At 28.4% G+C, this 12,658-nt stretch carries 11 protein-coding genes and 1 pseudogene; all 12 read left to right on the plus strand.

Translation table 11 applies throughout. The features are described from left to right. Positions 1 to 9 precede the first annotated feature (9 nt). Positions 10 to 1,029 (plus strand): hypothetical protein, encoded by a 1,020-nt coding sequence (locus ACLTBU_RS10645; protein WP_412218873.1) that lies wholly within the window; start codon positions 10 to 12, stop codon positions 1,027 to 1,029. Positions 1,030 to 1,040: 11 nt separating this feature from the next. After that, on the plus strand, positions 1,041 to 2,207 hold the full coding sequence (locus ACLTBU_RS10650) for a glycosyltransferase (RefSeq protein ID WP_412218875.1): 1,167 nt from the start codon (positions 1,041 to 1,043) through the stop codon (positions 2,205 to 2,207). A 28-nt stretch (positions 2,208 to 2,235) separates the two neighbouring features. Beyond that, positions 2,236 to 3,477: an O-antigen ligase family protein gene (locus tag ACLTBU_RS10655; protein ID WP_412218877.1), complete on the plus strand. Its 1,242-nt coding sequence runs from the start codon at positions 2,236 to 2,238 to the stop codon at positions 3,475 to 3,477. Further along, positions 3,470 to 4,513 (plus strand): glycosyltransferase family 2 protein, encoded by a 1,044-nt coding sequence (locus ACLTBU_RS10660; RefSeq protein ID WP_412218879.1) that lies wholly within the window; start codon positions 3,470 to 3,472, stop codon positions 4,511 to 4,513. Before ACLTBU_RS10655 ends, ACLTBU_RS10660 begins: the two co-directional genes overlap by 8 nt. An 18-nt stretch (positions 4,514 to 4,531) precedes the next feature. Next, complete coding sequence (locus ACLTBU_RS10665; RefSeq protein WP_412218881.1) at positions 4,532 to 5,629, plus strand: polysaccharide pyruvyl transferase family protein; 1,098 nt, start codon at positions 4,532 to 4,534, stop codon at positions 5,627 to 5,629. Further along, entirely contained in the window at positions 5,622 to 7,139 is a 1,518-nt protein-coding gene (locus tag ACLTBU_RS10670) for a lipopolysaccharide biosynthesis protein (RefSeq protein ID WP_412218883.1), read from the plus strand. Before ACLTBU_RS10665 ends, ACLTBU_RS10670 begins: the two co-directional genes overlap by 8 nt. Further along, the gene (locus tag ACLTBU_RS10675; protein WP_412218885.1) at positions 7,136 to 8,311 is read left to right on the plus strand and encodes a Coenzyme F420 hydrogenase/dehydrogenase, beta subunit C-terminal domain; all 1,176 of its coding nucleotides are present in this window, start codon (positions 7,136 to 7,138) and stop codon (positions 8,309 to 8,311) included. Before ACLTBU_RS10670 ends, ACLTBU_RS10675 begins: the two co-directional genes overlap by 4 nt. Positions 8,312 to 8,397: 86 nt before the next feature. Then, a complete protein-coding gene (locus tag ACLTBU_RS10680) occupies positions 8,398 to 9,024 on the plus strand; it encodes an acyltransferase (RefSeq protein WP_412218887.1) in 627 nt (208 codons plus the stop codon). 158 nt (positions 9,025 to 9,182) lie between these two features. Then, positions 9,183 to 9,602: pseudogene (locus ACLTBU_RS10685) on the plus strand (transposase); the annotation flags it as partial. Positions 9,603 to 9,712: 110 nt separating this feature from the next. Further along, complete coding sequence (istA, locus tag ACLTBU_RS10690) at positions 9,713 to 11,191, plus strand: IS21 family transposase (protein WP_412218889.1); 1,479 nt, start codon at positions 9,713 to 9,715, stop codon at positions 11,189 to 11,191. Continuing rightward, positions 11,175 to 11,936, plus strand: a complete 762-nt coding sequence (gene istB / locus ACLTBU_RS10695; protein ID WP_412218891.1) for an IS21-like element helper ATPase IstB — start codon at positions 11,175 to 11,177, stop codon at positions 11,934 to 11,936. The genes istA and istB overlap by 17 nt, the downstream gene beginning before the upstream one ends. A 5-nt stretch (positions 11,937 to 11,941) precedes the next feature. Then, positions 11,942 to 12,370, plus strand: a complete 429-nt coding sequence (locus ACLTBU_RS10700) for a hypothetical protein (protein ID WP_412218893.1) — start codon at positions 11,942 to 11,944, stop codon at positions 12,368 to 12,370. Positions 12,371 to 12,658 lie beyond the last annotated feature (288 nt).

Here is a 12,658-nt window from a genome sequence, read left to right on the forward strand (position 1 = left end):
GAATAGGGTATGAGAATATTAACATGTGCAAGTTATTATGGAACTGGTTCTAGTGCAATAACAGACTTATTATCAGAATATGAATGTTGTAAGTCGATGTCAGAATATGAATTTAGATTCGTACAAGACCCAGAAGGTATTTCAGATTTAGAGTATAATTTAGTAGAAAATCACCATAGACATAATTCTGGACATGCACTTAAAAGATATAAGAAGAAAGTAGATTTTTTGGCTGGAAACAAAATAATTAAGAAGTACGAACCTTTTTTTAATTACCACTGGAAAGAATACTCATATGAGTATATTGATAAATTAACGGAGTTTAGCTATAAAGGTTATTGGCATCAGGATGTTATAGATAGAGGAGAAGTGTTTTATTTTGTTAAGAGGCTACATAATAAAATATTACAGAAGACAATATGGAAGAACCAAAAAGATAGAAACTTAGATGAAATGAAAAAAGAAATAACATTATGCTCAGCACCTTCTCAAGGGCAGTTTTTAGATTTAACTAGAGAATATATAGATAAATTATTTGGTGAAGCTAATGGCGAAAAGAAACCTAATATTATTGTAGATCAGATAGTACCACCCTCTAATGTCAATAGATATCTAAGATATTTTAATGATATAAAAGTATTCGTTGTAGATAGAGACCCTAGGGATATTTATTTATTAGAAAAATATATATGGAAAGGTAAAGTAATACCTACGGAGAGTGTAGAAGTATTCTGTGAATGGTATAAGTATACGAGAAAGCATAGAAATACGGAAATATATGATCAGAAAAAAGTTATGTTTATTCAGTTTGAAGATTTAATATATGATTATGAAAGGAGTGTTAAAAATATAGAACAGTGGCTGGGGATAGATTCCAATTCACACAAATACAAATTCAATCACCTAAATCCTAAAAATTCTAAAAAAAACACACAGATATGGAAGCAAATTCAGTGTCCTAATGAAGAAATTAAGTTTATAGAAAGTAATCTTAATAAGTATTTATATGATTTTGAGAAAAATAAGTAGGAGGAAATAATTTGAAAATAGCTATAGTATTTGATGGGTTAGGTATTGGGGGGATAGAAAAAGTTGGAATTAGTTATATAAAAATGTTGATAGATGCGGGATATGAGATAGATGTATATAACTTAAATCCAAAACAAAATGAGATGGAAGAAGAATTAAAAAATATATGTAGAATAATAAAATATGGACTAAATTCTAAAATGTGCCCGGAGATCTATAGTTATGGTGTAAAAAGATGGTGGTGGGGTAAATATATTTACCCTATAGCTTATATACTAATGTGGGGCTTAATTAATATACTTAAAATTGTAGGAAAGAATAGAAATAAAAAATATGATATAGCTATAGCTTTTTCAGGGCATATTAATGACTTAACTTTTATAGCTGAGAATTTCATTAATGCGGATAAAAAGTTATGTTGGGCCCACGGTGCAGTAGCTGAATATTTATTAATTACATTTGGATATGGAAATTTATATAATAAAATTAAAAATGTATGTGTATTATCTAATTATGCTCAAGAAAGTGCTATGTTAGGAAATAAGTTTTTAAAAAACTTAAACATTAAAAAAATATATAATCCTATCGATATCACAAATACAAACATAGATAACATAATTGTTCAAGATCTTCAGAATAAATATGGGGAATTTTTATTAATGGTGGGTAGATTTAGTACCCAAAAAGATCAGGGTACAGTAGTTAAGGCGTTTAGTATTTTAAAGAAAAGATATAACGTGAATAAGAAGTTAGTTTTTGTGGGAGATGGAGAAACGAGAAAACATGTAGAAAGTATAGCTAGAAAATTAGATATTATACAAGATGTGGTTTTTGAGGGTAATCGGAAAGATGTACAAAATTATTATAAAGCATCTTATTTATTTATACATTCAAGCCCAGCAGAAGGGCTACCTACAGTAATTTTAGAAGCCATGTGTTATGCTAAACCAATAATAGCAACAGACAGTTTACCAGGTGTTAGAGAAATTTTAGGAAATGATGAATATGGACTAGTATGTAAAGTGGGAGATTCACAAGATATGGCTAATAAAATATTTAGGCTATTATTGAATAAAGAGGATTATGATTATTACTCTAAGAAATCTACTGAAAGGGTAAGTGAGTTTAGTAGTCAAAAAATTTTAGCTGAATTAGAAAATATAATAAATAAGATATAAATAAAAAATAAATAAGGATAGTAAAATAATGATAAGCCAAAAGGATATTTTATTAAAACTAGAAATTTTATTGATAGCAGTTTTCATAATGTTTTGGTATACATTTTATAATCCTATAGTAATTATCATAGGATTATTTATAAATAGTTTTATATTAATAATTTTTAGCAATAAAATAAGAATAAGAATTAATTATAGTGATATTTTATGGATATTGCTTATATCAATAATGATGTTTTCTTTAATATACACAGATAATTTTAGAGATGGAATAATATATTTATCTGTACTAACAATGTTAATAATAATAAAGCTTATTACCTGTAATATAGGAGAATGGAAAAAATATTTTGTTAAATTAGTGCATGCTTTCTCGCTAATACATGTTGCGTGTACCTTATTAATCTTAATTGTTCCAGATATCGTTAATTTTATAAGGAAAATTATTTTAAGTGAATATGAGTTCCGCACCACTACTTATTTAATAAGTAACGGTGGAAATACAGGTATAGCTAATCAAACTGGAACTAATTCAGTTTATATAACTGTATATTTAGCAATAATTATATCTAAAATTTTAATGAGAAGAAAAAATGAAAATAGGAAATATAGTGTTCTTTTGGTTATAGGATTTATTGCACTATTACTTACATCAAAAAGAGCAGTTTTACTAATAAACATACTAGTTTTAGTAATGATATGTGTAATTATTATGGTTAGAAAAAAGAAATATGAATTACCTCTTAAGATGCTAATCGGTGGAGTGACGACTATTCCCTTTGCATTTATTCTTATTCCCACAACTAGAGATATCATACAAAAATTTTATCTTTTAATAGAGCAAGGAGACATTAGTAATGGAAGATTCCATATGTATGAGGTAGTAATGGAAAGTTTTATGGATAAGCCGTTACTTGGTCATGGATTAGGTGCTTCTTGGAGCTTATTTAGTACAGGTGTGCATAATATATATATTCAATTATTAAATGATATCGGGATAATAGGATTAATGATATTTTTAACTATACTTATTTTAAATATTATTAATACCATCAAAAAATTATCACATAAAATTCCCTTAAATGAAGAGGAGTTGATATATGAAGAATATTTAATTCAATCTTTATATATTCAAATATTCTTTATTGGATATGGCTTTAGTGGCAATCCATTATTTGATTATTTTATTATTTTACTTTATCTTATTTATAGCAATACGGACTATAGATCTAAAATAATTTATACTAATAGAGGAGAAGTGTATGAGTAAAATAAGTATTATAGTACCCATTTATAATGCTCAAGAATATTTGGATAAATGCATAGACAGCTTAATAAGCCAAACAATGAAAAACATAGAAATAATATTAATCAATGATGGCTCTAAAGATAATAGTTTAGAAATATGTAAGAGATATGAAAAAACAGATCAACGAATTAAAGTAATAAATAAGATAAATGGTGGGGTGTCATCTACCAGAAATTTAGGACTAAAAATAGCAAACGGAGAATACATACTATTTGTAGACTCTGATGATTATTTAGAAGTAGATGCATGTGAAGAATTATATAAGAATATAATTCAAAAAGACAGTGATCTGTTAATTTATAATTATATAAAGCACACTAATAAAGATGCAGTATATATTGATAATCTTATAGAAAAAGATGAGTTAAAAAAAGAAGAAATAATTGAAGAATTAGTTTTAAATTTAATAGGGGGAGAAGAAATTGGAAAAACACACATATTATCTTCTTTTAGAAGTCCTTGGATATACATGTATAAGAAATCTATTTTAACTAAATACAATATTTGTTTTGATGAATCTCTAATTATAGGAGAAGATTTTATATTTAATATATTATATATGTTAAACATAGAAAAGTTAGCTGTTAGTAAAGGTTATTTTTACCATTACTGTATAAATGATGAATCTGCTACTAATATATACAAAGAAAACTATTGGGATATACATAAAAAAATATTAATAAAACTAAAAGAAATATTAGCAAAAAATTATATACGTGAAGATATAAGAATTAAATTAAAAAAGAGAATAAATGCATTAGCTTTTTCATATATGATTGGAATAATTAGAAATGAAAATAGTATAAAAAATACCAATAGATATAAAAATAAAATAAAAAAAATAAGAGTAATCTATAGTAAAGATGAAATAATAAAAGAATACTTTACTATAGATGAAATGGATTTTTTTAGTATATCAAATAAAATTAAGTTTATTATGTTGAAACTTAAGATGTTTAATTTATTATATTTAATCTATAAAATATTTAAAAGATAATATAAGGAAGGTTTAATAATGAAAATAGGAATAATTACATTTCATAGAGCAGTAAATTATGGAGCTATATTACAAGCATATGCATTACAACAAGCTTTAAATAAATTAGGAGTAGATAATGAAATTATTGATTATAGATGTAGACATATTGAAGATGCATATTCCTTATTTGATATAAAAAAAATAAAATCTTTAAGAAATTTAATACATATTGTTTTATATGATCCAGTGAATAAAATAAAATCAAATAAGTTTAAAAAATTTATAGAGCAAAATATCAAAATGAGTTCTAAAATAGAAACTAAAAATGACTTAAATGAAATTAATATGAATTATGAAGCTTTTATAACAGGAAGTGATCAAGTATGGAATAATAAGTGTACTGGATTTGATAAAGCTTATTTTCTAGATTTTGTTAAAGATGATACGAAAAAAAATTCTTATGCAGCAAGTTTTGGAACTAATTGTATAATAGAAGAATTGGAAGAGGATTATAGAAAATTGCTTGGAAAGTTTAATAATATTTCAATAAGAGAGAAACAGGGACAAGAAATTTTAAGAGAACTAATTAATATAGATGTACCTGTACACTTAGATCCCACATTTTTACTTACTAAGGAAGAGTGGTTGAATGTTGTAAAAGATACTAGTAATAAAGATAAATATATTTTAGTGTATTTAATGCAATATTCACCTAGTATTATTAAATTTGCAGAAAATCTATCAAAAAGTTCAGGATATAAGATAATTCATATAAATAATGAAATTATAAAAAAAGCAAAAGGAAAATACATCAGAACAAGTGGTCCAGAAGAATTTTTAGGACTTTTTGCTGGTGCAGAATATATAGTTACTAATTCATTTCATGGTACAGCATTTTCGATCAACTTTAATAAGAATTTCTTTGTAGAATTACTGCCACCACCAGCGAAAGTAAATTCAAGACTTGAAAATATTATGGATTTATTGAATTTAAGAGATAGACAGATTGTAAATGGTAAAAATATAAATATAGATAAAAGTATTGATTATAATAAGGTTAATGCTAAAATAGCTGAGGAGAGAGAAGTAGCAAAGTCCTATTTGAGAGAAATTCTAGGAGTAAGCAATGAATAGAACTAAAAAGTTTTTTTATAACTCAATTACTACAGCAATTATGCAATTAGTAACTATGCTAGTTGGCTTTATTACCCCTAGAATTATGATAAATACTTATGGATCAGAGATAAATGGATTAGTTTCTTCTATTGCACAATTTATTTCATATTTTAATTTAGTGGAAGCCGGATTGGCAGGTGCTGCAATCTATGCTTTGTATAAGCCGATAGCAGATAATAATCATAAGGAAATTAATGCGATAGTAGTAGCGGCAAAAAAGTTTTATACTCAATCAGGCTATATATTTATATCTTTAACATTAGGGTTAGCGCTCATTTACCCCCTTTATATTCGGACTAATATACTCTCACCTTTAAGTGTAGGATTATTAACAATAATTCTGGGAGCTAATGGAGCATTAGAATTTTTTACTTTATCAAAATATCGTGTATTACTTTCAGCTGATCAGAAGACATATGTAATTTCTATAGCATCTACTATTCATATTATTATTAATACAATTATTATAGTTGTTTTAGCAAGTTATAGAGTAGATATAGTGATATTAAGATTAGTAGCACTATTGTCTATGTTTTTAAGATCAATAATACTCATGATATATTGTAAGAGAAAGTATACATATTTGAATTATAAAGAAGTACCTAATACAAAAGCTTTAAATAAAAGGTGGGACGCTTTATTTTTACAGATACTAGGAGCGATCCATACAGGGGCACCGGTTGTATTAATTACACTCATTCTAAAAGACCTTAAAGTAGTTAGTGTATATACTATATTTAATATGGTGATGACTGGTATAAACGGGATTTTAGGAATTTTCGTTACAGGATTATCTGCATCATTTGGTGATATAATTGCTAGAAATGAAATTAAAATATTACAAAAAGCTTATAAGGAATTTGAATTTATATATTATAGTTTAATTACTGTTATATATAGTATAACCTTCTTAACTATAATGACTTTTGTTAGGATATATACAGAAGGTATTGATGACATTAATTACAATATCCCGTTTTTAGGGTTTTTGTTTGTTCTTAATGGATTATTATATAACATTAAGACACCTCAAGGAATGCTAGTTATAGCTGCGGGAATGTATAAAGAAACCAAATGGCAAACGGGTATACAGGGAATAATTGCTGTTGTACTAGGTGCAATCTTAGCACCTTTTATGGGAATTTCAGGCGTACTTGTAGGCTCTATATTTTCTAATTTATATAGAGCTATTGATCTATTGATTTTTGTGCCTAAGAATATAACAAAACTGCGTGTTAAAGATACAATGTATAGAATAATTAGGGTTTTTGTGAGTATTATGATAGTATGGCTACCATTTTTATTTATTAATATAGAGGCAGAGAATATTTTAGCATGGGCTATATATGCTTGTGGAGTAGGCATTTATGCGGTTATGATAGTGTCAGTTATAGGGCTTATATTTGAAACAACTGAAATTCAGAATGTATTAAGAAGAGCAAAAGGAATGGTTGGTAAGAAAAAATGATAACATTGTTTACAGATAAAAAGAATTGCTGTGGATGTACAGCATGTATGAACATTTGTCCTAAAGCAGCAATAACCATGCAGGCTGATGAAGAAGGTTTTTTGTATCCTAGTATTGATATTAATAAGTGTATTGAATGTGGTTTATGTAAAAAAGTATGTAGTTTCCAAAATGGATATGATACATCAAATAATTTTCAGGAACCAATCATATATGCTGTAAAAAATAAAGATATGAATACCAGAATGCATAGTCGCTCAGGAGGAATATTTGTGGCTATTGCAAATACTATTATTGAAAATAATGGAGCGATATATGGAGTAGGATATGAGGGGAAATTTGTTGTATGTCACAAGAAAGTTGAAAATAAAGAAGGAATAAGAGAACTTCAGGGATCGAAGTATGTTCAAAGTGATTTAAAACAAATATATGCTGATGTGCAAACAGATTTGTTACAAGATAGATATGTATTGTTTTCAGGAACACCTTGTCAAGTAGCAGGGCTATTTGGCTTCTTAGGAAATAGACTAAATACAGATAAATTAATTACCATCGATTTAGTATGTCATGGAGTACCGAGCCCTCTAATGTGGAAAGAATATATAGATTTTTGTGAGAAGAAATACAAAGGTAAAATTAGCAAAGTTGATTTCCGTGATAAAGAATATGGATGGAATACTCATTTTGAAACAGTTATTATAAATGACAAAAAGTATAAGAGTAATTTATATACCAATTTGTTTTATCTACATAGTATGTTAAGACCAGCATGTCATAGTTGTAAATATACTAACTTTCAAAGGTCTGCTGATATTACTATTGCGGATTTCTGGGGGATAGATAAATGTATGCCTGAGTTTAATGATAATAAAGGTGTTTCATTAGTATTAGTTAATACACATAAGGGACAAGGTTTGTTTAAAGAAATTCAAGATGGGATATTCTATAAGAAAAGTAATAAAAAAGATTGTACACAACCTCAATTACAGTACCCGAGTGAACAGTATTTAAATAGGAAAACGTTCTGGGAAGATTATCACTCTAAAGGGTTTGAGTATATAATAAAAAAATATGCAAGGACTAGTTTGAAGGTAAAAATAAAAACTAATGTAATTTTACTGTTAAAAAAAATAGGTATATTTGAAAGATTGCACAAGTTATTAAGAAGATAAAAAGTATAAAATCCAATTTAAAGATATAATAGTTAGAGCTGGTTAATTACTAATTTTCATAAATTAAAAAGGAGGATTCTCCTGAGATGATAAAAGAAATTATCAATATCTTACCTAAGATATCTATAATTAGAACATTAATCTATTCTATTAGGTATAGGGGGAAGATTATTATAGGTAAAAATGCAAAAATTAAAATTAGGCAAAAAGGAAAAATAAATATTCAAAAAGGGGCAACTTTAATAATAGGGGTATATTATTCGCTTCCACAAAAGATGATTTTGGATATTTATGAAAGTGGAACACTAAATGTATTTGGTAAAGTTAATTTATGTACTGGAAGTAAAATATTAATAGGAAAAGATGCCGAACTTCATATTGGAGATGGAACATATATTAATGAGCATTCAAGAATACAATGTAGAAAATACATAGAAATTGGGGAAAACTGTGCAATTTCATGGGGCGTAAATATTATGGATACAGATGAGCATTATATTATATCGAATGGAGCTAAAAAAGATAAGTATAGGAGTGTAAAAATAGGGAAGCATGTATGGATAGGGGCTAATGCTACAATACTAAAAGGGAGTACAATAGGAGATAATTGTATAGTAGGTGCAAATTCAGTTGTAAATACTATAATTAATTCTAACTCATTAATCGTAGGGAATCCAGCAATTATAAAAAGATGTGATGTAAACTGGGTATAAATAACATCTGGTATTATAAAAGGTATCTCACTTATTGATGAAAACTTGTCAAAGGAGAAATAACAATTTACTTCTTCTGAGAGTGTGAAGAAAACTCTGTAAATTTAAATTCTCGTACAGCTTTCTATGATAAAATAAATTCATAGGAGGCTGTTTTTATGGGACGAAGAAAAAGAGAAGGTTTAAGTGAAGGTAAGAAAAATATTATTTCAGCATTAATTAATGAGTATGATATTCAAAGTGCAGAAGACATTCAAGAAGCACTTAAAGATTTACTGGGTGGTACGATTAAAGAAATGATGGAAACGGAAATGGATCATCATCTAGGTTATGAAGCTCATCAACGTTCTAATAATACCAACTCACGTAATGGCTATAAACCTAAGGTGGTTAGGAGTCATTATGGTGAAGTACAACTTGAAGTACCTCAAGACCGTGAAAGTTCATTTGAACCACAGATTGTTCGCAAGAGACAAAAGGATATTTCACAGATAGATGAAAAGATTATTACTATGTATGCCAAAGGGCTTACAACAAGGCAAATTTCAGAGCAAATAGAAGATATTTATGGCTTTGAAGTGTTGATTTATAATTAAATCTGACCCAGCATTCACATTTAAATTTGACCCATGTTCAAAAATCCTATACCCTTTACGTGACTAATCATAACGTAAAGGAGACGAAAGTGGTGAAAGACGTGGATGAATGGATTACAGTTAGGCAACTCCATAAAAAAGGAATGAGTATCCGTGGAATTGCTAGAGAACTAAAAATGTCTAAGAATACGGTAAAGAAACTTCTTAGATCCCCTACTAGGCCTACTTATCAAAGAAAAATCTATCCTTCAAAGGTGGAGGCCTATAAAGAACAGATTAAAACTTGGTACCTAGATCCTAGTTATAATTTTATAGGGACTAGAATTTATGAAGAGTTATTGAAAATAGGATATGATGGCAGCATTGGACCTGTTTATAGATATCTCTCTACTCTTCAGCAGCAAAAAAGAAAAATTTCCACCAAAGCAACAGTGAGGTTTGAAACACCCCCTGGAGATCAAGCTCAGTTCGACTGGGCCCATTATAAACTACTGGTAAATGGAACTTATGTAACAGTCTATTGTTTTGCAATGGTACTTTCATATAGCAGATATAAAGCTATGGTATGTTCTTTGAGAATGGATGCAGATGCTGTTCATAAGGCAATCGAAGATTTATATTTCAAGTTAGATGGAGTAACTATTGAACTCATAGTTGATAACCCTAAAGCACTTATTATAGAGCACTTAGAAGGTAAAGAACCTAAGTATACCAGAGAATCATTAATTCTAGCAGCCCATTTAGGAGTAGAACTTAATGCTTGCCAACCCTATAGAGCAAGAACAAAAGGTAAGGTAGAACGTCCTTTTAATTATCTTGAGGAGCACTTTATAAAAGGAAATACTTTTGAAAGTATGACAGATCTTAATCAGAGATTGGATAAGTTTATTGAGAGCTGGAATAATAAGTTGCATACTACAACTAAACGTATTCCAAAAGAAGCTTATCAAGAAGAAAAGCCATCCCTTCTTCCTCTTCCCAGAAATAGATATTATAATGAAAAACTTGAATTTCGAAAAGTTAGCTTAGATAGTCTAGTAATGATAAAGGGTAAAAAATATAGTGTTCCTGTAAGTTTTGTAGAGCAAACAGTAAGTTATAAAGTATCTTATGGTTATTTAATAGAAATCTTTAATGGCACTAAGTCTGTTATTGCAACTTATGATTTAACCGTTGATGATTCTTTAGTGAATAAACTCGAAGAACATTATGATGTTATTAGAACTAAAGTGAGCAAATCTATTCCTGAGATTAAGAGGCTTATGATATCTACTTTCAGCAATGGAGAACAATATTTAGTGGCTTCTGCAAAGAAGCTTGATCAACCGACTTATCATGCGAGGAGAATCCTGAGTCTATTGGAATTATACCCTCTAGAACATATTGAAAAGGTCTTGGATTATTGTATTGCTCATGAGCTATACAGTATTGATGAGATTAAAAGTGTTTTAAAAGATAAGTACCTTGAAATCATCTTAGAACCAAAGCAATTAATAACCTCAGAAAGTACATTAATTAGATCGTTAGATTATTACGATGATGGAGGAACAGCCTATGAAGTCCTCCCATAAATTTAATGATACAGATACCTACATACAAGAAATGCTAAAAACTTTTAAATTGATAGATATACAAGCAAATTATGAAGAAGAGATTCAAAAAGCCATTAAAAACAATCTTAGTTATAAAGAGTTTTTACTCAATCTAATACAATTAGAAGAGCTAGGAAAAAAGACAAGATTAGTAAATAGAAATATAGAAAATGCAGGTTTTGAAAGATACCAAACATTTGAAAACTATGATTACACTTTCCATGATCATAGATATACTCAAAAATTGAAAAGTCTAGAAACACTAGATTTTATGTATCATACACAGAATGTTATTCTTATAGGACCACCAGGTGTAGGGAAAAGTCATATTGCTACTGCATTAGGCATCAATGCTTGCAAAGAAGGATTTAAAGTTCTTTTTATTAATGCTGCTGAGTTAATGGATAAGCTTATTAAAGCATTAGATGAGGGAAATATAGAGAGGGAATTTAAGAAGCTCTATAAAATAGATTTGCTCATTATAGATGAGCTAGGTTATATAAATATGGACAAAGAAAAAGAGAGCCTATTCTTTCAACTTATCCGGCAAAGATATGAAAAGAAGTCTCTCGTTATAACAACTAATCTTCCATTTAAAAGATGGAATGAAGTATTTACAAGCCAAGTAGCCGCTACGGCTATACTAGATAGACTCTTACATCATTCGCACGTTATTAGTATAACAGGTGATAGTTATAGAGTAAAGGACAAAAATAAAAGGTGATACAAATGGGTAAATATAAGATGAAGGAACAAGAAATAGATGAAGTTATAACTATCATTAATACAAAAGGTCATGAACACGCTGCTCAAATAGTTACTCAAAAGTATGGAATGAATTATCAAGCTTTCAAAAATAGAGTCTATAGAGAAGGAAAATATACTTATAATAGAACATTAAAGAAATATGAGTTAGTAGAAAATCAGAGATGTGAGTTTCTAAGTCTAGAAGAATTAACTTTGCAAAGGAAGGTATCTCTATCAGGTACCTCCCTAAGCACTAAATCATTAAACGGACTAGAGGCCTTACTGCAAGATCTTATTAAGGAAAGACTGCTAGAATATAATACTTTTATCCAGTTTGATAGACATACTAAACAAGTAAGTATTAACCTTTCTTATCTCAAAGAGCAAGGATATGATATAAAAACATTGTAAGGAAGTGGGTCAATTTTAGGTGTAAATCTAGGGTGGGTCAACTTTAAATATAAATATCTAGATTTACTAGTTATAAGACCTGGGTCTGATTTAAACGTAAATTTTCAAAAAAATGGGTCAGAACAGCTTGAAAATCTACATGAAGTAAGTGAGGGCTTTGTATCCGATGTAACAGATAAACTTTTACCTGTAATTGAAGACTGGCAGCATCGTGCACTTGCATCTGTTTATCCGTAAGCGGTTAATAACTGAGTATATTTCCATACTTCCTTATTAATGAGATAATTA

Source organism: Zhenhengia sp. (assembly GCF_046966505.1).
GTDB lineage: Bacteria > Bacillota > Clostridia > Lachnospirales > Cellulosilyticaceae > Zhenhengia > Zhenhengia yiwuensis.

Bases quoted from the DNA above. Each gene is read 5' to 3' on its own strand.
- ACLTBU_RS10645 (WP_412218873.1), top strand. From the start codon at position 10: ATGAGAATATTAACATGTGCAAGTTATTATGGAACTGGTTCTAGTGCA.
- ACLTBU_RS10660 (WP_412218879.1), top strand. From the start codon at position 3,470: ATGAGTAAAATAAGTATTATAGTACCCATTTATAATGCTCAAGAATAT.
- ACLTBU_RS10680 (WP_412218887.1), top strand. From the start codon at position 8,398: ATGATAAAAGAAATTATCAATATCTTACCTAAGATATCTATAATTAGA.
- ACLTBU_RS10665 (WP_412218881.1), top strand. From the start codon at position 4,532: ATGAAAATAGGAATAATTACATTTCATAGAGCAGTAAATTATGGAGCT.
- ACLTBU_RS10700 (WP_412218893.1), top strand. From the start codon at position 11,942: ATGGGTAAATATAAGATGAAGGAACAAGAAATAGATGAAGTTATAACT.
- istB (WP_412218891.1), top strand. From the start codon at position 11,175: ATGAAGTCCTCCCATAAATTTAATGATACAGATACCTACATACAAGAA.
- ACLTBU_RS10675 (WP_412218885.1), top strand. From the start codon at position 7,136: ATGATAACATTGTTTACAGATAAAAAGAATTGCTGTGGATGTACAGCA.
- ACLTBU_RS10655 (WP_412218877.1), top strand. From the start codon at position 2,236: ATGATAAGCCAAAAGGATATTTTATTAAAACTAGAAATTTTATTGATA.
- ACLTBU_RS10670 (WP_412218883.1), top strand. From the start codon at position 5,622: ATGAATAGAACTAAAAAGTTTTTTTATAACTCAATTACTACAGCAATT.